Annotated in this window: 26 protein-coding genes and 3 pseudogenes; 5 read left to right on the forward strand and 24 right to left on the reverse strand. The window is 34.8% G+C overall.

Annotated features, from left to right (window positions below; all coding sequences use genetic code 11):
- Positions 1-3: 3 nt before the first annotated feature.
- On the reverse strand, positions 4-1,005 hold the full coding sequence (locus MKY29_RS11035; RefSeq protein WP_340879790.1) for an LLM class flavin-dependent oxidoreductase: 1,002 nt from the start codon (positions 1,003-1,005) through the stop codon (positions 4-6).
- A 41-nt stretch (positions 1,006-1,046) separates the two neighbouring features.
- Positions 1,047-1,211 carry a hypothetical protein gene (locus MKY29_RS11040; protein ID WP_340879791.1) on the reverse strand — a complete coding sequence of 55 codons (165 nt, stop codon included), beginning with the start codon at positions 1,209-1,211 and terminating at the stop codon, positions 1,047-1,049.
- A gap of 96 nt (positions 1,212-1,307) precedes the next feature.
- On the opposite strand from MKY29_RS11040, the gene MKY29_RS11045 reads away from it, so the two are divergent.
- Entirely contained in the window at positions 1,308-1,643 is a 336-nt protein-coding gene (locus tag MKY29_RS11045) for a winged helix-turn-helix transcriptional regulator (RefSeq protein WP_241599706.1), read from the forward strand.
- 144 nt (positions 1,644-1,787) lie between these two features.
- Here the strand turns inward: MKY29_RS11045 and MKY29_RS11050 are convergent, their stop codons facing one another.
- On the reverse strand, positions 1,788-2,228 hold the full coding sequence (locus MKY29_RS11050) for an Lrp/AsnC family transcriptional regulator (RefSeq protein WP_340879792.1): 441 nt from the start codon (positions 2,226-2,228) through the stop codon (positions 1,788-1,790).
- Positions 2,229-2,348: 120 nt separating this feature from the next.
- On the opposite strand from MKY29_RS11050, the gene MKY29_RS11055 reads away from it, so the two are divergent.
- Positions 2,349-2,900: a cysteine hydrolase family protein gene (locus MKY29_RS11055; RefSeq protein WP_241599711.1), complete on the forward strand. Its 552-nt coding sequence runs from the start codon at positions 2,349-2,351 to the stop codon at positions 2,898-2,900.
- 86 nt (positions 2,901-2,986) lie between these two features.
- Here MKY29_RS11055 and MKY29_RS11060 read toward each other — a convergent pair.
- A pseudogene (locus tag MKY29_RS11060) lies at positions 2,987-3,118 on the reverse strand (carbonic anhydrase); the annotation flags it as partial.
- 24 nt (positions 3,119-3,142) lie between these two features.
- Here MKY29_RS11060 and MKY29_RS11065 point away from each other — a divergent pair.
- Positions 3,143-3,293 (forward strand): annotated as a pseudogene (locus MKY29_RS11065) (MBL fold metallo-hydrolase); the annotation flags it as partial.
- A 145-nt stretch (positions 3,294-3,438) separates the two neighbouring features.
- On the opposite strand, the gene MKY29_RS11070 reads toward MKY29_RS11065, so the two are convergent.
- The 12 genes from MKY29_RS11070 to MKY29_RS11125 form a co-directional block, all read right to left on the reverse strand.
- Positions 3,439-4,569: an MFS transporter gene (locus MKY29_RS11070; protein WP_340879793.1), complete on the reverse strand. Its 1,131-nt coding sequence runs from the start codon at positions 4,567-4,569 to the stop codon at positions 3,439-3,441.
- 11 nt (positions 4,570-4,580) lie between these two features.
- Positions 4,581-4,862 (reverse strand): MFS transporter, encoded by a 282-nt coding sequence (locus MKY29_RS11075; RefSeq protein WP_340879794.1) that lies wholly within the window; start codon positions 4,860-4,862, stop codon positions 4,581-4,583.
- A 123-nt stretch (positions 4,863-4,985) separates the two neighbouring features.
- On the reverse strand, positions 4,986-5,603 hold the full coding sequence (locus tag MKY29_RS11080) for a nitrite reductase (protein WP_241599715.1): 618 nt from the start codon (positions 5,601-5,603) through the stop codon (positions 4,986-4,988).
- A 180-nt stretch (positions 5,604-5,783) separates the two neighbouring features.
- Positions 5,784-8,201: a heavy metal translocating P-type ATPase gene (locus MKY29_RS11085; protein WP_340879795.1), complete on the reverse strand. Its 2,418-nt coding sequence runs from the start codon at positions 8,199-8,201 to the stop codon at positions 5,784-5,786.
- Positions 8,202-8,283: 82 nt separating this feature from the next.
- Positions 8,284-8,490 (reverse strand): copper chaperone CopZ, encoded by a 207-nt coding sequence (copZ, locus tag MKY29_RS11090; RefSeq protein ID WP_090570350.1) that lies wholly within the window; start codon positions 8,488-8,490, stop codon positions 8,284-8,286.
- A gap of 94 nt (positions 8,491-8,584) precedes the next feature.
- Positions 8,585-8,917 (reverse strand): metal-sensitive transcriptional regulator, encoded by a 333-nt coding sequence (locus MKY29_RS11095; protein WP_090570353.1) that lies wholly within the window; start codon positions 8,915-8,917, stop codon positions 8,585-8,587.
- 257 nt (positions 8,918-9,174) lie between these two features.
- On the reverse strand, positions 9,175-9,501 hold the full coding sequence (locus MKY29_RS11100) for a four-helix bundle copper-binding protein (RefSeq protein WP_090570356.1): 327 nt from the start codon (positions 9,499-9,501) through the stop codon (positions 9,175-9,177).
- Between the two features lie 192 nt (positions 9,502-9,693).
- Positions 9,694-10,959: an MFS transporter gene (locus MKY29_RS11105; protein WP_340880852.1), complete on the reverse strand. Its 1,266-nt coding sequence runs from the start codon at positions 10,957-10,959 to the stop codon at positions 9,694-9,696.
- A 119-nt stretch (positions 10,960-11,078) separates the two neighbouring features.
- Entirely contained in the window at positions 11,079-11,483 is a 405-nt protein-coding gene (locus MKY29_RS11110; RefSeq protein ID WP_093496365.1) for a hypothetical protein, read from the reverse strand.
- 160 nt (positions 11,484-11,643) lie between these two features.
- Complete coding sequence (locus tag MKY29_RS11115; RefSeq protein ID WP_093496364.1) at positions 11,644-12,183, reverse strand: GNAT family N-acetyltransferase; 540 nt, start codon at positions 12,181-12,183, stop codon at positions 11,644-11,646.
- A gap of 163 nt (positions 12,184-12,346) precedes the next feature.
- Complete coding sequence (locus tag MKY29_RS11120) at positions 12,347-12,883, reverse strand: hypothetical protein (RefSeq protein WP_340879796.1); 537 nt, start codon at positions 12,881-12,883, stop codon at positions 12,347-12,349.
- Between the two features lie 149 nt (positions 12,884-13,032).
- Complete coding sequence (locus MKY29_RS11125; RefSeq protein ID WP_340879797.1) at positions 13,033-13,299, reverse strand: hypothetical protein; 267 nt, start codon at positions 13,297-13,299, stop codon at positions 13,033-13,035.
- 50 nt (positions 13,300-13,349) lie between these two features.
- On the opposite strand from MKY29_RS11125, the gene MKY29_RS11130 reads away from it, so the two are divergent.
- Positions 13,350-14,485, forward strand: a protein-coding gene (locus tag MKY29_RS11130; protein ID WP_340879647.1) for an IS3 family transposase whose coding sequence is annotated in 2 segments (ribosomal slippage) — positions 13,350-13,575 and positions 13,575-14,485 — 1,137 coding nt in all. Because the reading frame shifts where the segments join, the coding sequence is not laid out codon by codon here.
- A gap of 195 nt (positions 14,486-14,680) precedes the next feature.
- On the opposite strand, the pseudogene MKY29_RS11135 reads toward MKY29_RS11130, so the two are convergent.
- A pseudogene (locus tag MKY29_RS11135) lies at positions 14,681-15,055 on the reverse strand (hydrolase); the annotation flags it as partial.
- A 347-nt stretch (positions 15,056-15,402) separates the two neighbouring features.
- Positions 15,403-16,383 carry an NAD(P)-dependent alcohol dehydrogenase gene (locus MKY29_RS11140; RefSeq protein WP_340879798.1) on the reverse strand — a complete coding sequence of 327 codons (981 nt, stop codon included), beginning with the start codon at positions 16,381-16,383 and terminating at the stop codon, positions 15,403-15,405.
- Positions 16,384-16,703: 320 nt separating this feature from the next.
- Between MKY29_RS11140 and MKY29_RS11145 the strand changes: the two genes are divergently transcribed.
- Positions 16,704-17,075: a DUF5367 family protein gene (locus MKY29_RS11145; protein ID WP_340879799.1), complete on the forward strand. Its 372-nt coding sequence runs from the start codon at positions 16,704-16,706 to the stop codon at positions 17,073-17,075.
- 160 nt (positions 17,076-17,235) lie between these two features.
- On the opposite strand, the gene MKY29_RS11150 is transcribed toward MKY29_RS11145, so the two are convergent.
- The 6 genes from MKY29_RS11150 to MKY29_RS11175 all read right to left on the reverse strand — a co-directional run bounded on the left by MKY29_RS11150 (position 17,236) and on the right by MKY29_RS11175 (position 21,238).
- Positions 17,236-17,868 (reverse strand): chloramphenicol acetyltransferase, encoded by a 633-nt coding sequence (locus tag MKY29_RS11150; protein WP_340879800.1) that lies wholly within the window; start codon positions 17,866-17,868, stop codon positions 17,236-17,238.
- Positions 17,869-17,976: 108 nt separating this feature from the next.
- Positions 17,977-18,414, reverse strand: coding sequence for a hypothetical protein (locus MKY29_RS11155; RefSeq protein WP_340879801.1), 438 nt, complete (start codon positions 18,412-18,414; stop codon positions 17,977-17,979).
- 585 nt (positions 18,415-18,999) lie between these two features.
- Positions 19,000-19,335 carry a hypothetical protein gene (locus MKY29_RS11160; protein WP_241599740.1) on the reverse strand — a complete coding sequence of 112 codons (336 nt, stop codon included), beginning with the start codon at positions 19,333-19,335 and terminating at the stop codon, positions 19,000-19,002.
- A 344-nt stretch (positions 19,336-19,679) separates the two neighbouring features.
- A complete protein-coding gene (locus MKY29_RS11165) occupies positions 19,680-20,018 on the reverse strand; it encodes an NIPSNAP family protein (RefSeq protein WP_241599742.1) in 339 nt (112 codons plus the stop codon).
- A 91-nt stretch (positions 20,019-20,109) separates the two neighbouring features.
- Positions 20,110-20,601: a YxiJ family protein gene (locus MKY29_RS11170; RefSeq protein ID WP_340879802.1), complete on the reverse strand. Its 492-nt coding sequence runs from the start codon at positions 20,599-20,601 to the stop codon at positions 20,110-20,112.
- Between the two features lie 97 nt (positions 20,602-20,698).
- Entirely contained in the window at positions 20,699-21,238 is a 540-nt protein-coding gene (locus MKY29_RS11175; RefSeq protein WP_340879803.1) for a cysteine hydrolase family protein, read from the reverse strand.
- Between the last annotated feature and the right edge of the window lie 85 nt (positions 21,239-21,323).

The following is a 21,323-nucleotide window of genomic DNA, read 5'->3' on the forward strand; positions in this document are numbered from 1 at the left end:
TGTTCATTCAAATAGCTCATCCACTACTTTTTTTAATATCTCATAAGAATGAATTTCCTTTTTCGATTCGTAAATATTAGAAATCACGATGATTTCATCTACTTGATACGTCTGTTGAAATTTAATTAAATCACGACGAATTGTTTTTGCATCACCCATGATTGTATAGCCTAACCGATGATGAAGAATCTCTAGTTCATCTTGTGATAACGATTCAAGGAAGTTTTTAGTTGGTGGAATCAGCTGTCTTAAATTATTTGTGTAAATATCAATATATACCTGCAAATGACTTGCAGAAATAAATGTTGCCTCTTCCATTGAGTCTGCTGCAATCACATTAATACAAGCTATCACATAAGGCTCTTGTAGATAAGCAGAAGGTTTGAAATTTTCTCGATATATAGTGATCGTTTCTGCCATCGCATGAGGAGTAAATTGAGCACCAAATACATAAGGTAGCCCAAGTTTTGCAGCGATTTTAGCTGAACCCGTGGAGGAGCCTAATATAAAAACTGGTACATTAGTTCCAACACCTGGATAAGCTCGCACCTCTCCTTGCACACTCACTTCCCCTACAAAACGCAAAATATCTTGTACCTCTCTTTCAAAGAAAAATACCCCATTATGATTCGAACGACGAATCACATCGGCAGTTTTTTGATCTGTTCCAGGCGCACGCCCAAGTGCTAAATCTACACGATTTGGATACAATGTTTCTAGTGTTCCAAACTGCTCGGCTACTACTAATGGGGAATGATTTGGGAGCATAACGCCACCTGAACCTACGCGAATGTTTTTTGTATTTGCTAGTATATGTTGTACAATCGAAACGGTGGCAGCACTTGCATAAGCATCGTGATTATGATGCTCCGCAAACCAAATTCGGTTATAACCCATTTTATCTACAGCTTTGGCTAATAATACTGCAGTATCAATTCCTTGCTTCATTGTTTCTCCTTGTCTTAACGGTGCAACTGATAAAACAGATATATCAAATTTTTTCATAATTTCACCTCTAAAATAATTTATCCTTCTTTTGTATTAGCTTATCTCATTTGCACTAAATGCTCTAACACTTCCGCAATATCACCGTCGATTCCAATAGATTTAGCAGCAATTGCATCTGGAATATAAAGCTCTCTCCCTTTACTGATGGTAATATAGGTGGCATTTTCTTCGTGGAATGTATCCATTTTGTATGTTGGATACATGCTTTACTGGAATCTAAATGTATTATATAGTACGTATAGTTACTGAAACAAGTATGCACTTTTTAGACGCATACTATCAAGGAGGATAGTGTAATTATGAAAAAATCCAAAGTTATAGTCGCAGACAACGAAGAGACTTTTTTCGGCTACACACTTTCTATTATCAACGGCAAATGGAAACTGCTCGTTATTTACTATTTATCCAAAAATGGTGCCGTACGATATAATGAACTTCAACGTATGATAGGCACTGTAACCTATAGAACGCTAAGTTCGACATTAAAAGAAATGGAGAATGATGGCTTAGTTCATCGTGAGGAATATCCTCAAATTCCGCCAAAGGTCGAATATAGCCTTACTGAAAAAGGACAAACTCTCTGGCCTCTTATTCAAGAAATGTGTCAATGGGGAGAGAATAATAAAGAAAAATAACAGATTAGAAAATGCTAATTTAAAAACCAACACAAAAAAAGCAACTTCTAGTTTTTAACAGAAAGTTGCCTTTTTTATTTTAATCTAATCGTAGCACCCGAATAATATAGAAACGATGCACCTAGAAAAGAAAAGCGTTTTTATTCATGTAGCAGTCAACGGATTCTGTAGTTTAATCTCCTGGATAGATAAATGTACAGTATAGTTCCCGTACTCAAGAATTTTATCCAAAAAAAGATTCAATTGTTCTTGAGAACTCACTTTTATTTTTATATGATAACAGGCTTCTCCCGATACGCGGTGAACCTCTACCACTTCTTTTCGATCATGCATCAATCTTATAAACGAATCATGATTGACTGTTTTCATATAGATAATGACAAACGCAGTATAAATAAGTCCTAATTTCATTTCATCAACTATTAATGAGTAAGCTTTAATAACCCCATTTTCCTCCAGTTTTTTTATACGATTCCCTACTGCTTGTCCCGTCATATGAATTTGTTCACCTAAGTCTTTCCATTGCACACGAGAGTTTTCGGATAATAACCGAAGAATTTGAAAATCAATATTATCAAGTTCCATTATAAATTCCTTTCACCATGAAATTTTTAGAGATAAAAGTGTTTCGTCAACCTATCGATATAAACTACTAAACGTTCTATGATTATAGTGTAACAAAATAATTTGAATGAGGTGGAGAAAATGAGCACAGCTCTAATTATTGTAGATATTCAAAACGACTATTTTCCAAAAGGAAATATGGAATTAAGTAACCCTGAAAAAGCGGCTGCTAATGCTGCGAAAGTGCTTGAATGGTTTAGAAAGAATAACAAAGAGAACATTTTTCATATTCAACATATCGCAGCTGACCCAGCACTAGGCTTCTTTATTTCTGATACCGTAGGGGCTGAAATACATGAAACTGTTCAACCATTGGAAAATGAAAGCATTATTATCAAACATTTCCCTAACAGCTTTTTAAAGACTGAATTAGAAAGCCAACTAAAAGAAAAAGGAATAACTAAGGTAGTGGTTGTGGGTATGATGACACATATGTGTATTGATGCCACAGTCAGAGCTGCAGTAGATCTTGGCTATGAAACTACACTTATTGAAGATGCATGTGCAACACGAGACTTGTCATATGAAGGTAAGGTTGTTCCAGCTGATCAAGTTCATTATGCGTTTGTCGGTGCGCTTAACGGTATGTATTGCGCTGTAGAATCCACCGAAGATTTCCTACAAAAAAATTAACAAATCATAAAGAACATTTAAAAGTAAAAGGCTGTTCAGATGTAATTTTTTCTGGATAGTCTTTTTTCATTACACTTTACTTAGTTAACAAGACGTGAATCCATACAAGATAATACAACTAGCTTTTTATTCGGATATTTTATTGTGATGTAGGGATCATACCATTTTTCTTCAACGAATCTACCATTAAATTTTAAAATATCTTTTAGCGAAGACATATTATACACATGTTGTCTTCAATCAAACAACCAAATGAAAAAACTTTATATCTAGCTGGAGATACTGTTTGGTATGAAGGTGGTCAAAGAAGTAATCGCAATATATAAAATAGAAGGCGGTTCGCTCGTTATGAGGGAAGAAGATATCTATGAAGGGGATAAGGCTGCACCAGACCACGGCGAATCATACTCATTTTAAGCGTAAAGACAGACTGAAAAAATACATTTTTGTCTGTTTTTTTCATATTTCATAGTTAAAACATATTAAAAAAAGCCCCAGAACAAAAAATCCGGGACTTTACAAATGGAAATGACTCTCCTTATTTCGGTGAGCGGGCAAATAGAAGCACTAATAGAGCACCTAGAAATGCTATTATACCTGACCAGAAAAATGCCTGCTGAAAACCTTCGTTCAATGCAACTACTGATGACCCGGCTGTGCTAGAAGCAGTGGTTGCGCCTGCAATAGCTACTATTAAAGCTAGACCAACCGCAGAACCAATTTGGTAAAAGGTATTGTATAAACCAGATGCAATACCTGACCTTTCTGATTCTACTTCTGACACAGATGCCGTGGTAGCAGGTAAATAGGCAAGTGCATTACCTAGAGATGCTAGTAATCCAGCTAGCAACACATTTGTCCAATAGTTTCCATTTACTGTAGCTGTTTGTGAAAATAAAATGGCGCCTCCTCCTAGTATGATAAATCCAGTGATCAATGTCTTTTTTATTCCGAATTTCTCCATTACCTTTTCTGCTAAAACGATCATGAAAATCGCCATAAATATCGGCATGGGAAGTAGTGCCATTGCTCCAACAAATGGAGAAAGCTGTAAAACCTGTTGCAAGTATAAAACAAGTATATATACAAGCGGAAACCAGGATGCTGCTATTAAGAAAACCGAAATATTTCCTATAGCTAAATTAGGTGTCTTGAATATATTGAGCGGTAAAAGTGGTTCTTTTTTCTTGGACTGTACCAAAAGAAAAATAATAAGCAAGACAGCACCAACAGCTAAGGCAACTATTGTATTGAATGACTGCCAACCACTATGCTCTGCTGTTACAATTCCATACACAATTAACATGGAAGAAACAGTAACTAAAATGGCACCGATATAATCAACACTACCCGTTGCTTTAGGTCCTGCCTTTTGTAAAAGCTTTGGAGACAAGATAAGTACGATAATACCAAATGGAACATAGATCAATAATGTCCAGCGCCAACCTAGAACTTCTGTAATGACACCTCCTAAAACGATCCCCAAAGCTCCACCTGCTGCCCCGGAAAGCCCCCAAAAAGCAAGTGCTTTACCCATTTCTTTACCATTAGAAGAAAACAAGAGCATAATCACGGACAGTGCAGCTGGTGCAATGAAAGCAGAGCCCAATCCTTGAATTCCCCGGAACACGTTTAAACTCATTTCACTCCAAGCTAAACCTGCAAACATTGATGACACAATTAAATTAAAATGAGAACACCCAAATTAAAAATTCCTCGATTTCCGAATAAATCCGCTAACCTTCCGCCCAATAGTAGAAATCCTCCGAAGAAAATCAGAAAAGCACTCATTACCCATTGTAAGTTTTCTTGACTGTAACCTAGCGTTTCTCTGATAGATGGTAGGGCAATCTGAATAATTGCAGAATCCATCATGACAAGGAAATTCGCAAAGCACAACAAAAAGAGTGCTTTCCAACGCTTCGGATCTGGCTGCGAAATTGACTGTGCTTGTGTAGTCATAATGATATTACCTCCAATATTACAGTTTATTTTGATTTGATATTAAATAATGGACCGTCTAGAATAAGATGAATTATTTTCCCTTACCTATTTATTAATTCACAACAAATAAAGCAATTTTCATTAACTTATTAATTGGTCCTTACCAAGCCTCTTCCAGAAATTAAAAAATGTCTCCCGTTTTTTGCCCATTTGTGAATAGGAAGCAATTACTTCATCTACGGTATCGTACAATTCTTCTGGTGTTAAGTTCTCCTTCAGCAAGAAACCAACCTCGGCGTCTTTTCCTTTTGCTTTTCCTCCAACATATAAATTGTAATTATCTTTAAATTTCATTACTCCTATGTCACTTAACATTGGTTCACCGCAGCCGATTGGGCAACCTGTATAAGCAAACTTTAGAGTGAACGGTACAGGTTTTCCAGCAAAGCGTCTATTTAACTCTTTTGCTACTGGCATTCCTTCTTCTTCTTCTCCTTTGCAAAAATTGCATGTTCTTAAACTCTTTACGTAGTTTCCTACTGGATAACACGCCAACCCAACACGTTCAAATTCATCTATGATTTCTACTTTTCTATTCTCTGGAATTTCTATATAGAGTTGTTGAAAAGTGGTTAACTCAAGTTGATCATCTTCATACATATATTTAGAGATTGTCATAAGTTGTTTTGCATCTAACTTTGCTCCAAACCCTATTCCGCCATTTATCGCAATTTTAATTTTTTTAACATCGCTATCCATATTCATTTCCACCCTTTTCCAAATAATATTCTTTATTCTAATTACCATACCTAGGTTAGGTATTATTGAGTTTCAAAAAATTTTTATATTTTTTGGTAAATGCTTCTTTATTGATACTAATAACATGTAATCTATAGAGTAAACAGTGTATAACGTAGTTCACTCTATAGATAATAGTTTTTATTTTTCTAATTTCACTCTTTGTAAACGTAAAGCGTTCAGTACAACGGACACCGAACTAAATGCCATCGCTGCGCCTGCAACCCAAGGTGCAAGTAATCCTATTGCCGCAATTGGAATACCAAGTGTATTATAGCCAAATGCCCAGAATAAGTTTTGTTTAATATTGCGCATTGTTTTACGACTCATTATAATCGCATCAGCAATGCTGTTTAAATCGCCGCGAATTAATGTCACATCAGCGGCTTCCATCGCTACGTCCGTACCTGTACCAATAGCCATCCCTATATTAGCTGTTGCTAGTGCTGGGGCATCATTAATACCGTCACCAACCATTGCAACCTTTTTGCCCTGTTGTTGTAGCTTTTTCACTTCTTCTGCTTTACCTTCGGGAAGCACTTCTGCAATAACTGCATCAACGCCTACCTCTTTTCCAATTGCTTGGGCTGTACGTTCATTATCACCTGTCATCATGATCACCTTGATGCCCATTTGTTGTAATCGGTGTACAGCTTCCCGAGAGGTATCTTTAATTGTATCTGCTACTGCAACTAGTCCTGCATATTGTCCATTAATACCAGCTAGCATTGCTGTTTTCCCATCACGCTCTAATTCTTCCATTGCTGGGAGTACAGATGTAATATCAATTCCATATTGTTGCATGAGTTTCCGAGTTCCAATGACAACCCCTTGACCTGAAACTGTTGCTTGCACTCCATAACCTGGAATTGCTTCGAAGAATTGGACGACACCAAGTTCGATATCTTTTTCTTGAATTCCTTCAACGATTGCTTCTGCTAATGGGTGTTCGGATTGTTTTTCTGCGGCACCGATCAATGATAAAAGTCTTTCTTCGTCTTGACCATCTGCTATTAAAACATCTGTTAATACCGGTTTACCATGTGTAACAGTACCTGTTTTATCCACTACCACTGTGTCAATGCTTTGTGTTTGTTCTAAATGCTCGCCGCCTTTGAACAGAATACCAAATTCTGCAGCTCTACCCGAACCAGCCATAATGGAAGTTGGTGTCGCTAAACCAAGAGCACATGGACAAGCAATAACCAGTACCGCTATCAACACTTCAAGTGCGGCTGTAAATTCACCTGGTTGCACCCAGATAATCCATACTAGGAAGGTAAGGATAGCAATCCCTATTACTATTGGTACAAAAATACCCGAAATTTGATCTGCCATTCGTTGGATCGGAGCTTTTGACCCTTGTGCATCTTCTACTACTTTAATAATTTGAGCTAATGTAGTGTCACGACCAACTTTTGTTGCTTTCATTTTGATGAAACCATTTTTGTTAATGGTTGATCCATATAATACATCGCCTGTATTTTTATCCACAGGTAAACTTTCACCTGTTAACATGGATTCATCCACTGCTGTAATTCCTTCTAAAACCTCCCCATCAACTGGGATTTTTTCACCTGGTTTCACTAAAATTGTGTCACCTATCACTACTTCTTCTAAGGGTACTTCTTTTTCAACTCCATCACGAACGACTATGGCTGTTTTAGCTTGAAGCCCCATTAATTTTTTTATAGCTTCAGACGAACGTCCTTTAGCTTTTGCCTCAAATAATTTACCTAAAATAATAAGTGTAATCAGTACCGCACTTGTTTCAAAATATAGGTGTGGACCGTGATGTGTTCCAGCTGTAACAACTGCTTGATATACACTATAAAAATAGGCTGCGGAAGTACCCATGACAACAAGTACATCCATGTTTGCACTACCATTACGAAGTGCTTTATAAGCACCCACATAAAACTGTTTCCCGATAATAAATTGGACTGGTGTTGCCAAAATCAGTTGTATCCATGGATTCATTAAAAAATCCGGTACATATAGGAATGATGTAAATGTAAAGTGCCCTACCATCGTCCATAGTAAAGGTAACGATAAAATGGCCGAAATAATGAATTTACGTTTCTGATCTTTTATTGCCTTTTCTCTGTGGTCCACTTGTTCTGTATCCTCTTGCTTTTGATGTGCACCATAACCGAGCTTCTCTACCTTGGCAATAATGTCCGCAACTGTTACTTCTGATGGATTAAATTCGATTGTTGCTTTTTCAAGCGCTAGATTGACGTTCGCAATTGCAACACCTTCTATTTTATTTAACCCTTTTTCAATGCGAGTAGAACATGCGGCACAAGTCATTCCTGTAATATCAAATTCCGCTTTTTGTTTAACAACACCGTAACCAAGTGCTTCGATTTTTTTTTCAAAATCGGCTGCACTCAGTTTGGACGGATCATATTTAATCGATGACTTTTCAAGTGCCAAGTTCACACTTGCTTGTTCGACACCATCCATTTTATTTAACCCTTTTTCTATACGAATTGCACACGCTGCGCATGTCATTCCTGTAATTTGCAAGTTAGCTTCTTTAACTTCTGTATTCATGTTACTTTCCACCTCTTTCATACCATCTAGGGGTATCTGATTTTGAAAATAAGAGAGTGCTATGGAAGCACTCCATCAATTTTTATTCTACCTCATAACCTTGATCTTCAATCGTTTCTTTAATTTTATCGAGTGATACTTGCACTTCATTGAATGCTAGATTTACTTGCGCGTCCGTTAAGTTTACTTTTACTAGTTCTACTCCAGTTAATTGACCAACGCTTTTTTCGATTGCGTTCACGCAATGTCCACAAGACATTCCTTGTACATTTAATGTTAAATTTTGCATATTTTTTCTCTCCTTAATTGAAGTATATATAACCCACATACACCACTGGGGTATATTTTAATTAAAATTTTTGCATTATGCTAGTTATATCTTTTTATTTTTTCATGAGCTTTTGAATCGTCACAAGTAGTTCGTCTAATACCTCTTCATCACCTTCTGAAAGGCGATCAACTACACAGCCTTTTAGATGACCTTCCAAAAGAATTTTGGCTACACTATTTAAAGCAGATTGTGTCGCAGACAGTTGTGTAATTACATCGTCACAGTAAACGTCTTTATCTATCATGCCTTTGATCCCTCGTATTTGCCCTTCTATACGATTTAATCGAGTTGTTAAATCCTTTTTTACACGTTCTGGATGATGGCTTTTCCGGCAGGATGTGACAAACTCTTTATCGTAAATAGTATCTTTCAATACGTTTTCCATCAGCTCAACCTCCTAACTTGGTTTCATATTACCATACCACGGTGTGGTATGTAAAGTAGAAAATTTCAGAGCTATTATTTAATGTCTATATATTAAAGAGACTCATTCTGACGAGTTTCTACATTTATGTCACAGCAAGATGGAACATCACTTTCATTTTTTCTTTTAGAGAAATTTAAGGCTACCACAAAAAGTATATTGCTTACTTTTTGCAGTAGCCTTTTAATAATCAAAATTAAATTCCTAGTAATTTTAACTTACATACTCATTTCACGACATGCTTTTGCACATTTTCGGCAAGATTCAGCACATCTTTGACAATGTTCATGGTCGTGCTTAGCACATTCATCCGCGCAACGTTCACAAATTTCCGCACAAAGTTGACAAATCTCTTTCATAAAAGGGCTATTAGAAGTCATTGCTTGTATAGCAAATGCACAAGCATCCGCACAAGCTCGATCTAATCTAATGCACTCGACCATCATTTTTACATGATCTTCCCTTAAACAAGCATCATAACATTTGTTACAAGCCTCTAGACATTCGTTGCAAGCTTTAAGACACTCTTCATATTTCTGATTCATGTAAACACCTCCTACCTACAATTTGTCCTCTGTACTATTGTACCCTGGAGGTCTAAATTCAAACTAAGAGTAAAAACCAATATAAAATCATTATTATTCCAAACTCTTAAGAGTGGAGAGTTGTTAATAACTGATAATCTTGTTCAACAATCGCACTCGTTTGTTAAACAAGAAATATTTTCGTTTGTACCATCATTCTTTTCCACTGCGGGACCATATTACAACTGGAATGAGTATTAAAGACAAAATCCCTCCGGCAAGTGATAACGTTTCGTAACTTGTACCAGCAACAACCAGTCCTGACATGATACCTCCGGTTGCACCTGCTAATGCAATAAAAACATCCACAGTTCCTTGAGTTTTGGCACGTGTTGAAGGTTCTGTTGAATCAACAATTAAGGCTGTACCGCTTATTAACCCCAAATTCCATCCTATTCCAAGTAACGATAATGCAACAACAAGAAGGAATAAAGAGTCAGCGGGTGCAATTGCAGCTACAACTCCTGCAAGCAGCAATGTGATTCCAGAAGCAATCGCCATGGCAGTTCGACCAAACTTATCAACAAGAATCCCCGTGAAGAGTGAAGGCAGATACATTGCACCTATATGAAACCCGATAACAAGTCCGATTTCCCTTAAACTGTAACCATGATGTCCCATATGAATCGGTGTCATTGTCATAATAGCAAGCATCACAATTTGACTAAGAACCATAATGGTAGCTCCAATTGTAATTCCTTTTTTATTACTTTGTTTCTTTTCGAGAGTCTCGTTAAGTATCGTGTTTTTTTTATTTGTATTTATGTTTAACGCAATAATGAGTGGATCAGGACGTAAAAAAGTAAATATCACAATTCCTGCTAATATAAATGCTGCTGCGGATAAAATAAACGGACCTGCTAATTCAGGAACACCAATTGAAAGTGCGAAATTCCCCATTACATCCACTAGGTTTGGACCAGCAACTGCTCCAAATGTCGTGGAAACCATTGCTATACTTACAGCAGTGCCCCGCTGTTTATTAGTTGCTAGATCTGTACCGGCATAGCGAGCTTGTAAATTTGTTGCAGTTCCTGCACCGTATACAAATAAGGAAGCAAATAATATAGGCACAGTATTAAAAACAGTCGCAAAAACAACGCCTATTGCTCCGAGGCCGCCTGTTATAAAGCCTGTTGCAAGACCCATGCGTCTACCAAGACGGTTAGAAAGTCTTCCTACTGAAAAAGCAGCTCCTGCTGATCCTAAAGTCAAAAAAGCTGCTGGAAGCCCTGCAAATGCATTTGTTCCAAGCATTTGTTCTGCAAGTAATGCTCCAACTGTTACTCCAGCTGCTAATCCTGCTCCTCCAAACATTTGAGAAATAACGATTATGATTAATGTTCGTTTATATAACTTTTTAATTCTCTCTGGATTTTCTATGTATCCTTGTTCAAAGTTATTCAGCTCACCAGGCATATTTATACCTTCTTTCCCCATATGTATCTATTTAAATCAACTATTTCATAGTCATTCTACAGTCCTACATAACCTTTTATCATTTTTAATTTTCAAACTTTAGGGAAAAAACTTAACTTCTATTCTTGATTAAAGTGCCATAGTTTTTTTAAAGGAATTTCAGACTCTTTGAAACCATATTTAGCTAACATAATTCGGTCTAGTGCTTTTTTAGGGTTTTCTTGATAAAATTTTATAATAACTTCACAATGTGCCAATGCTAAATGTTCTGTTAGCATTCTTGCAAATTCACCAAGTATTTCTTTATGTTCTTCTAAAACAACTTCTTTTGAGTAATACTTAGCAGATACATAATTCACACGTTGGTCACCTTCTTCATAAATTAGCTCTGGCATTTCAAAATCCTCTAAGGTAGCAGGTCGATGTTCATCTAATATGAATAATGATAAGTTTCGTTTGGCAATTCGTAAATCCCAAACTTCGAAGTCTTTTAATCTTATTTTACGTTCAAAATAATTAATCAAATTTATAATTTCTCCTTTCTTTTAAGGAATGTATATAGATCGATATCATTAAAGAATATTTTCTGCCAAAATAGCGATTGCAATTTTTGTGCAATCACCCTTGTATCTCCGCCTTAGATGGACATGTACCACTTGTTTAACTATACTGGTTCAATAATATTTATTGCCATTCTGTTCTTAACAATGAAAAAACTAAAGCATGATGAGACTGATTATTTTGATAGAGGTAACCCCTTAATAATCCCTCCTCAGTAAAACCCAACCGTTTTAATAACTGTATAGATGGCTCATTCTGTGGATAAGTTATAGCACCAATTCTATATATTTCTAAATCCTCAAATGAATAACGTAATATTTCCCTTACAGCTTCAGTCATAATCCCTTTGTTCCAATGTGAAGGATGCAGCTCAAAACCAATCTCAGCTTTTTTACTCCTGGTGCTAAGATTGTTTAATCCCAATGTACCTACAAACTCGCCAGTATCCCTTAATACGATTCCCCATCTTATACCTCTTTTGCTCTTGTATGTGTTTTGGAAAGACTCGACTATTTTTAGAGCATCTTCTAGACTTTTCAAACTCTCCATTCCATAGTACTTGGTCACTTCGTTTCTTGACATAATTTCGTAAAAGCTTTGAGCATGTTCCTTTTCAACTTGAACTAAGTTCAACCGTGTTGTTTCCAAATTTGGAAATCCCATGGACTTTTCTCCCCCGTCGTTTGTATTCTATTATTAGCTACTTGTTTTAATCTTCACGTTAACTCTATTAAATTTAAACAAATGATATCAATCTTTTTAATGTGTTATTAAAAGCTCTTCATATAAAGCCCCCCTAGTTAAATAAGGCTAAATACTGAAAAGCTCAATTTTGAAGTAAGTCTGGTAATTCAATTTTCCATGTTTCATTTTCTTTTTTTAATCCCATTAATGTAGTAGCCGTGAAACTCCCATAGCTAACCATTAATTCGACTAATAGGCCATTACTATTCTCTTGTTTTATTTTGATTGAATCATAATATCTAAAATCTAAGGCTATCTCTAAATTGGATATGTTCAGATTTTCATAATATTTTTCTTTAAAAGAATCATAACCAGGTAGCTCACCATCCAAATAAGCCAATGAATAGATTGCTTCTATATCGTCGATAACTGCTGAATGAATATATATAAGTATAGTCTTTTCTGGTGAAAAACCTTTTAAGTAATTTGTGTCATACTCCCTTGTAAATAGTTCATATGACTTTAATTCTTCTTCCGACAGGTCGGATAAATATGAAAACTCTTCTTCTGAGTCATCAATTAATAATACTTTTTCTTCTTCTATATCGATAACATCTTCCTTTTTTAATTCATCTTGTTCTAAATAATTTCTATGCGTACAACCAGTTATCATTAACAAGAAAGACAGAGTTACAAACAGAGAAATACTTAATTTCAAATGAATAACTCCTTTCTTACCACTTGATGTTAAGGAACCAAAGCTAATACTTAACCTTCTTTCACCAGCTTTTCCACTGTTTGAATTAAAGCACCAGCTAGTATAACTTCTTATCGTGATAAAAGTTTGATATTTAATAATCCCATATTAACTGATGTCTCTATATAACCAATTATCTGATTAAACGTAAAAACATCAAGTTTTTCATTCAAAACTTCTTTATCGTATTCCATCTCATTTAAAAGAAAAGGAAGGAAATTTTTTACCTCTTCAGACTGTCCCTCTTCCAAATCTAAAATTGTAGGAAACTTACTTAACCTTCTACTTAAATCATTTTTTAAGCCATAGTATTGAATGTAGTATAGATGTATGGACACATCTTGGTTAAGTCAATAAAATTGAACTAACGAAAGGTCGTGTCTGTATTATGAGTCAAAAACGTTATAACCAAGAATTTAAACAAACAGTAGTGGAGCTTCACAGCTCAGGTACCCCGGTCAGCCAACTATCTAGCGAATATGGTGTTTCAGAAGTAACTATCTATAAATGGATTAAACAACTCTCTACAATCGAAGGGACAAAGGAATTAACTGTATCCGATGTAGAAATGATTCAAAAAGAAAACCTACGGTTAAAACAGGAACTTGAAATCCTAAAAAAGGCTATGACCATATTCGCGAGAAAATAGAGGATGAAGAACTGATCGACTACATTACAAATGAAAGCGGGCATCATCCAGTACAAGTGATGTGTCGCATTTTAAAGATGCCTAAAAGTACCTATTATCAATCATTTCATAAGAAACCGAACAGCTACCACGTGGCCAATGAGGCAATATTGGATCGTATAATAGCCATTCATAAAGTAAGTAAAGGTATCTATGGCGCCCCCAAAATACATCGAGTACTTTTAAAAGAAGGCTATTCTTGCAGTATAAAAAGAGTCCAACGTCTGATGAAACAAGCAGGCATCCAGTCAAACATTGTGAAGAAATACCGTCCAGCAAGCACACAGGCACTAGTAGAAGAACGAGAAAATGTGTTGAAGCAAGATTTTACAACAACCACAATCAATGAAAAATGGGTGGCAGATATCACGTATATCCATACGCTTCGAGATGGCTGGTGTTATCTAGCGTCTGTCCTCGATTTGCATTCAAAGAAAATAGTAGGCTACAAGTTTTCCCGTACGATGACCACAGAAATCGTGTTGGATGCTTTAAAATGTGCCGTCGAATTCCAAAATCCTTCACCGGGATTGATCATGCATACGGATCTGGGTACTCAATATACAAGTGAGGCATTTCAAGAACAGTTAAAAAAATATGGAATGATTGCATCATTCAGTCGTAAAGGATGCCCTTATGACAATGCATGCATCGAGTCCTTTCATGCGACACTCAAAAAAGAAGAAGTCTATCAAAAACGATATGAATACTTTGAGAATGCGAGAATCTCGCTATTTCAATATATAGAAGGTTGGTATAATCGCAAACGAATTCATGGAAGCATCGGCTTTGTAACGCCAGAGGCGTATGAAATAATGTGTCGCGCAGCAGCCTGAGTCTTAGGGGTAAAAGCCAATCCCCCCTCCACATTTTTCAGGCACAACATCCATGGGTTAATCTCTCCACGTCCCGAGTAGATTGTCAAAGGCTCTTTTCACTTTGACGATTTACTTGGGATGTGGAACACTTCCTGAATGGTGGTTGTGCAGAAAAAAACTTAATCTTTTTGTGTCCAGAATCTTGACGTAGATCCAGTATACTAATAATTTACCATTTAATAATCGGAAATCATTATGATACAAATGAAGTATTACGTTATTTTCTTCCATCCTGTTTCTCAACCAAGGAAGATAAAAACCTTTTAACCAAATATCATCGGCGATTAAATGTGTAAAATACCCTAATATATAAAGGTCTTCTATTTGTGATTTATATTTATGTAAGAATCCTTTATAACTAATGCTTCTTGTATAATCTTGTACATCACCTTTAAAGAAATGTGTTAAGTCTTTAGTGGAAACAGCATCTGCTGCAATGCCTCCAAGTAAAAATGAGGTTCTATCTTCTATCAATAGACTCTCTGCAATTCTATTAGTAATAATCAAGTGCATTATTCTTGAACCCAATATAACTCACCCTTTACTTATTTTAAAATTGATAGATACTCTTATAACTTCCGCGCTATTTCAATAAAAAATGCAATACCCCTCTTGAAGTAAAGCACCGGTAAGTGAGAATACCTTTATAATAAATACATAATTTAACTAATAAAAAACACCCAGACTATTAGGGAAAGTTGAGTGTTTCGACTGAAAGAGTCTATGCATTTATTAACTATTTTAGGGGAATTTCTTCATTCTCCTCCCTATATCAAGAGTCAAAAACCCAGTTGAACAAAAAACTAAACGAATAGTTACTCCAGCACCATAAACAGATTAATAATATAATTAAAATCTTTTTGAAGTACAATTCTTTAAAGTATTTTTTGTTCCAAACTGATGACAACTTTCCCCTGTGCGTTTCCTTCACTAAGATACTCTATAGCGTCTGCAACCTGGCTTAACGGATAACTTTTATCTATTACAGGTTGTACTGTTCCTTGTACAAAAAGATCCAGTAGGATGTTTTGATCAGATTTATTGGGTTTATGGACAAGTAATTTCATGTTCTTTTTTTCCATTTTAGAAATTATAGGTCCCAGAAACAATACTTGAGAGATTAGTGACATTGGACCACCGACCATGACGTACGTGCCCTTAGTTTTTAATAAATCCTTATAATTGAAAATAGACCGGTTTCCTACTACATCAAGAATAAGATCATACAATATACCTTTTTGCACGAAATCTTCTTGAGTGTAATCAATAACATGGTCCGCTCCCATTGTCTTCAGCATTTCCAACTTATCCGTGCTATCTACACAGGTTACTTCAGCACCATGTAATTTGGCAATCTGCAACCCGAACGTGCCCACACCTCCGCCTGCACCGTTAATTAAAACCGTTTGCCCTTCCTGAATATGTCCTTTATCGCGAAGACCTTGCAAGGCTAGAACAGCAGCTTGTGGAATGGCTGCCGCTTGTTCAAATGTCATACTTGGTGGTTTTAAGGATAATGCGTCTTCATGCACACATACATACTCTGCATACCCACCCCAGCCACACCAGGAAATATCCCCGAATACTTCATCTCCTGGAAGAAGGTGTTTTACATCGCTTCCAACCGTTTCAACCCGCCCCGCTATGTCCGCTCCTAGGATTTTGTATTTTGGTTTTAGCAATCCTCCAATACGAGTTAAGAAGGGTTTACCTCTTAGGAGATCCCAGTCCCATGAATTCACAGATACAGCATGAACTTTTACCAGTACTTCATTGTCCTGTATAACTGGTATTTTTACTTCTTTGAGCATAAGAACGTCTGTCATTCCGTACCTATCGTATATCATCGCCTTCATGGTGATTGCTCCCTTACATTTAATAGTTGCCAATACTAAAATATATGTTGAATATTATATTTTCTACACTTTTATATTAAATTCCTTCTTCCACACTCCTGATCAGTTATTATTGTTCCCACTCAAGCAGTTTTAAAGAGCTATCAGAATTCGGCACACTTTTTGGATAACTCTCCCAATTAGTTATAAATCTTGTTTTACACTTTTATCCGTAACTTAGCTTCGGCACCTCATCTTTACATAAAATTTACCGAAGATACGAGGAGATTAATAATCTATGTAGAATAATATATATTAAATCTTTATTAGAGGTGAATTTTATGATAAATGTAAGCTGGGGCATTTTATTGTGGGTTTTAGCGACATTACTTTTCCGTTTTTACGGACAACTATTTCTGATACCTGGGAATGTGTCTTTATTGATTATTACCTTTATTCTGACCATACCTTTAATAATAATTGCAACGTATGCTTATTATTATTTGAGAAAAATACCTGAATCAAAGCGTCTAATGACATCAGTCCAAATTGCTCTCCCAGGAATGATTTTGGATATATTTAGCGTTATTTTTTTTGATAAAGTCTTTTTAAACTTACATACTGATTCATTACCTTTTTTCGCTGCATGGTTACTGTGGGCGTATAGCTTAATATTAAGTTCAGGTTTTTCGATAAAGATTAAATCCAACTAATGCTTTTATTATATGAATCTTCCCTTCGTATTCAACATGAAAACTCCATTATCATCTAACTAAACGCACCCTTTTAGCCGGTCATGCAGCAGAACTATTCATATTTTGTATCAATTCCCTTCTTGAAATTAAACTTTCGTTAGTTTAAATAGGAGCAAGACTATGCCTTGTTATTTGCTAACCATTTTGTGATATTATCAAGTAAATCTACTGAATGGAAACTTACAGGATAAGAACAAACATTATCTGATATAGATGTAATATTTCCTTGTATGCTCTCTGCATTTATTAGTTCAACATATTCAGGAATAAAATAGTTTAATGTCTCATAATAACGTTGATGAGGTTCCACTATTTCTAAATGTTTTTCAAAATTACCTCTTTTTCTTGTAATATCTATCTCCTTACGACTTTTCAAATTTTCTTTGTCGGTATATAGATAGAAATACTTATCAGGGAATCTAATTCTCCCCTCTTTAATTTCATTTCGGTAAAATCCAGAAATAAAATCTAAACTATGATTATATAATTTAAAATCGAAACACCAGTTATAACTTAGTAGTTGAAAAATATCGCCATCAAGAATAACAGTATCATAAGTTTTAAGTTTTTCTTGAGCAATTAACCAACGTTCTATTTGACGTTCTATATACCAGGTTTTTGACTCTACTTTCGGGCGCTCGAATAAAAAATTTACTTCCGGAATTATAAAAGCATTGGTTCTTTTTGCAAATTCATGAGATGTTGTTGTTTTTCCTACGGCACTTGCTCCTTCTATACAAATCAATGACATATTATCACCCCTACTACATATTCTATTTCTGAGAATTTATATAGTGAACTATCCTTTTTACGTTCTAGGAGTTAATATATGCAATAGCTTTTCTATAACAATTTTTGGTTATAATATATCAATATCAAAAATATAAGTTGCTTTTCCCTGCGGCCATTCAACAATAACTTCATAAATATAATATCCTTTTTCTGATGGAAGGGTTATTTTGTTCCCTTTAACTTCTATCGTAGTACTTGTAAAATCTGTATTCCACTGATTAGCGTCTATTGAAGTAGGGTTTTGATCTATTTCAATTTCTAATTTCCCATCTCCACTTCCTTCTAATGTAGTGAATTCACCAGCTAATTCATATTTATCTGAAGTACTAATATTACTTACTTCGAAATCACGTTCTTTCCATTCGAAGTCACCTATAGTCATCGAATAATCGTTATTTTCTAAGATAACTTTACCCTCTGGTTGTATAAAAGTGCCTCTAACTGGAATCCCATTACAACCAGTTAGAATTATTACAATTAACATCAATAAATACACTTTTATCATTACAACATCCTCCTTTCAATTTTTTTAAAATTTCTCTTTCAATCAAAACTTATACCATTTGTTATACTAAACCGTTACTTTAATTAGGTGTATATATCACAATTTAATGTTTCTGATAAAAAAATAAACCATCGAAGTGATGGTCTTGTTTAACTAAAGCTATCTTTGGTTTAAGTATACCAATTCAGAAACAGACTGTTGTCTCCTCTATAACATAACTATACTTAAGTATTAGCTCTTGATTTATCTTCTAATTCTTCTACTTTAGTTGAATATTTTCTATAAAATAAGCGTATTATTCCCCATTTGTATATTTCTTTGGCTGTTCATTATTATTATCCCTAATTTCAACTAGTGGATTTTGTTCAACACCATTAATGACAATCTCTTCAAATAAATACAAACCAATTAGCTCCTTTCAAAATAGCTATGGTAAAACTTCTAGTTTCTATTATACTCAACCTGAATTTAACTCAATAAAAAAAATTCCTTATCAACAAACCATCTGCGTTAGTTCCATAAACAAAAACTGTTTAACTAAAGCAGCCTTTAGCACAATAAGAACTTGCCAATCAGTGATATGAATTATTTTAATGTGTTAGTTTCTCTATCTATAAGATGTTTACCTAAATCTGCATAGGATCTTTCATATCCAGCTGTAACTTTCCAACCAAACATGTTTTCTTGGATCTTCACGTTTGATGTCGTATTAATAACATCTGAACCATTTGTTCGTAATAACAAATAATAAGCATTAGATATATCCGTTTCAACAACATCTATTAACTGTGTAGAATCAATATCAAACATTTCTGTGATATATTTTTCAATTGCTTCATCACGAGTTGAAAAGTGAGTCAAATATTGATAAATACCAAAAGAAAAAATTATTATTACCCCAATTGAAAATAAGTAAATCAATAATTTATTATACTTATTTTTCATGCTGCCACTCCTCTTTACTCTTCTATAGTCTATTTCGACACCCTTTAACTTGTAGATGGGGTATCACCATCGATAAGTTATAATATTAAAGTTTCTTGAATATAATATCGCTGTAATTGGTAGTGTCAGAATGTAAGGCCTACCACAATAAGTAAAGGTAAAAGGTAAAAGGTAAATCCTCTAAGTCATTCAACCATATACTCCTATAGAAATAACCAAAATTAAAGCAGATAAAATCATAAACTCAAGTAACCTGTCATAGCACAATGGGCTTCAATATGGTTGTCTAATTATTCCATCTCTTGAACATTATTAGTTTTTTATCGTAGGGTAGATACTAACTCTTCATTCTTCACTTCCAATATATATTCAGTGAAAATGTGTTCCCTACCACCATTTTTCTCGTACCACTCTTTAATTCGTTTGACGTGAGCATTGTCACCTTTTACATTATTCTCTATTTCTATATAATTGTCATAACTGTCATATTCCCAAATAGCAAAAATTTCTGTAGTATTATCCTTATTATCCTTCAACCATCGTCCAACCAATCTTGCTCCGTACTTTAGTTGATTAGGTAAATTAGTTTTGTCGAAATGTTCATTAAACTTTTCAACGAAATCATTTTTTACAATATAAAATTTCCTCCTATAAAACATACAGTTTCCCTCCTATGACTTTCTTGGTCCGTGTACTTATATCGATAAGCCCCCAACATATTCCTCTTATTGAACTATGATTCCGTTTGTTTTATAAAGCTTCAAGAAACAGGTAACAGAATATTAAATTTCGTGCTTTTTCATATTTAATATATTCTTCATAAAAACCTGGATATAAACCGATATGTTCTTCCAAAAAACTATATTGTTGGAAGAGATTAAAGAATGACATTTGAAGCCAATCTATCTGACATTGTGGTATGTTTTGAGAACGTCCCCTAAGAATATAACTTAAATTCCCATTAATGTTCATCCAGTATGTATTCAAATCAGCATTTATACAGTCGTCTTCCAAGATCAATTCTTTAAAATCACTCTTTATTTTGGACGTATCGGTATAAGGGAAAGGTTTACATAAATCTAATGCTAGTAGCTTATTTAACATATATGGATTTTTCTCACGGTAAACCAACTCTAAGATATATTCAAAAAAAGGTACTAGTTCAGAGTGAAGAGATTTTACTTTCGCATTTTGTGCTTGATCTAACCCGCTTAACGTTAACAATCTTAAACTTTCGCTCATCAAAATCACCTATCATATTTATTTTAAATAATCATAACATTTGTTCTTAAGCTTACTCTTGCATCGAAAGTACAATAACACTTCACGTATAAATTATTTAAACTCTCCTTGATTTATACTCTTCTATATATTCCTCTATATCCATTACCTCAATAACATTAGACCAATGTAAAACTGTCCCTACGAAACCCCTTACATCTAGTTCTTTCATTTCATATGTGGCTTCGTCATTAACAGTGCCTGTAGCATCTTCAATAAATGTGACTTGATAACCTCTGTCATATGCTGCGATTGCAGTAAACTGGCAACAAAACTCAGTATTAAATCCTGTTATAAAAAGATGTTCTACACCGAGTTGATCTAACTTATCACTAAGTTCTGTATGCAAGAAAGCACTTGGTGACTTCTTCTCAATTACAATATCTGCATATCCCTTTAGAGAGTGATGCAGTTCTGAGCTTGGCAATTCTTTATAGAAAGGGCTTGTTTCATCATCATCTATATTTCTTATAAATATTACAGGTTCATCATTTTCTTTAAAGTCTTGAATAATACTTTCAATTTTGTTTAGTTCTTGCTGAAAATCTTTAAATTCCACAATTATATCTTGTGCATCAATTACTAATAGTGCTTTCATGACTCCACCTTCTCTTTAATTTGATTGTCTTATAAAAGCCAATTCAACATAAATCCTTAAACTCCTGCTTTTTTACTTAAACTGC

The sequence above is a fragment of the Psychrobacillus sp. FSL K6-2365 genome, assembly GCF_038003165.1.
Taxonomy (GTDB): domain Bacteria; phylum Bacillota; class Bacilli; order Bacillales_A; family Planococcaceae; genus Psychrobacillus; species Psychrobacillus psychrodurans.

Bases quoted from the DNA above. Each gene is read 5' to 3' on its own strand.
- MKY29_RS11170 (WP_340879802.1), bottom strand. From the start codon at position 20,601: ATGAGCGAAAGTTTAAGATTGTTAACGTTAAGCGGGTTAGATCAAGCA.
- copZ (WP_090570350.1), bottom strand. From the start codon at position 8,490: ATGCAAAATTTAACATTAAATGTACAAGGAATGTCTTGTGGACATTGC.
- MKY29_RS11140 (WP_340879798.1), bottom strand. From the start codon at position 16,383: ATGAAGGCGATGATATACGATAGGTACGGAATGACAGACGTTCTTATG.
- MKY29_RS11165 (WP_241599742.1), bottom strand. From the start codon at position 20,018: ATGTTTTATAGGAGGAAATTTTATATTGTAAAAAATGATTTCGTTGAA.
- MKY29_RS11085 (WP_340879795.1), bottom strand. From the start codon at position 8,201: ATGAATACAGAAGTTAAAGAAGCTAACTTGCAAATTACAGGAATGACA.
- MKY29_RS11035 (WP_340879790.1), bottom strand. From the start codon at position 1,005: ATGAAAAAATTTGATATATCTGTTTTATCAGTTGCACCGTTAAGACAA.
- MKY29_RS11075 (WP_340879794.1), bottom strand. From the start codon at position 4,862: ATGACTACACAAGCACAGTCAATTTCGCAGCCAGATCCGAAGCGTTGG.
- MKY29_RS11080 (WP_241599715.1), bottom strand. From the start codon at position 5,603: ATGGATAGCGATGTTAAAAAAATTAAAATTGCGATAAATGGCGGAATA.
- MKY29_RS11150 (WP_340879800.1), bottom strand. From the start codon at position 17,868: ATGTCATTGATTTGTATAGAAGGAGCAAGTGCCGTAGGAAAAACAACA.
- MKY29_RS11070 (WP_340879793.1), bottom strand. From the start codon at position 4,569: ATGTTTGCAGGTTTAGCTTGGAGTGAAATGAGTTTAAACGTGTTCCGG.
- MKY29_RS11055 (WP_241599711.1), top strand. From the start codon at position 2,349: ATGAGCACAGCTCTAATTATTGTAGATATTCAAAACGACTATTTTCCA.
- MKY29_RS11105 (WP_340880852.1), bottom strand. From the start codon at position 10,959: ATGCCTGGTGAGCTGAATAACTTTGAACAAGGATACATAGAAAATCCA.
- MKY29_RS11050 (WP_340879792.1), bottom strand. From the start codon at position 2,228: ATGGAACTTGATAATATTGATTTTCAAATTCTTCGGTTATTATCCGAA.
- MKY29_RS11040 (WP_340879791.1), bottom strand. From the start codon at position 1,211: ATGTATCCAACATACAAAATGGATACATTCCACGAAGAAAATGCCACC.
- MKY29_RS11095 (WP_090570353.1), bottom strand. From the start codon at position 8,917: ATGGAAAACGTATTGAAAGATACTATTTACGATAAAGAGTTTGTCACA.
- MKY29_RS11175 (WP_340879803.1), bottom strand. From the start codon at position 21,238: ATGAAAGCACTATTAGTAATTGATGCACAAGATATAATTGTGGAATTT.
- MKY29_RS11155 (WP_340879801.1), bottom strand. From the start codon at position 18,414: ATGATAAAAGTGTATTTATTGATGTTAATTGTAATAATTCTAACTGGT.
- MKY29_RS11045 (WP_241599706.1), top strand. From the start codon at position 1,308: ATGAAAAAATCCAAAGTTATAGTCGCAGACAACGAAGAGACTTTTTTC.
- MKY29_RS11115 (WP_093496364.1), bottom strand. From the start codon at position 12,183: ATGGGATTTCCAAATTTGGAAACAACACGGTTGAACTTAGTTCAAGTT.
- MKY29_RS11145 (WP_340879799.1), top strand. From the start codon at position 16,704: ATGATAAATGTAAGCTGGGGCATTTTATTGTGGGTTTTAGCGACATTA.
- MKY29_RS11100 (WP_090570356.1), bottom strand. From the start codon at position 9,501: ATGAATCAGAAATATGAAGAGTGTCTTAAAGCTTGCAACGAATGTCTA.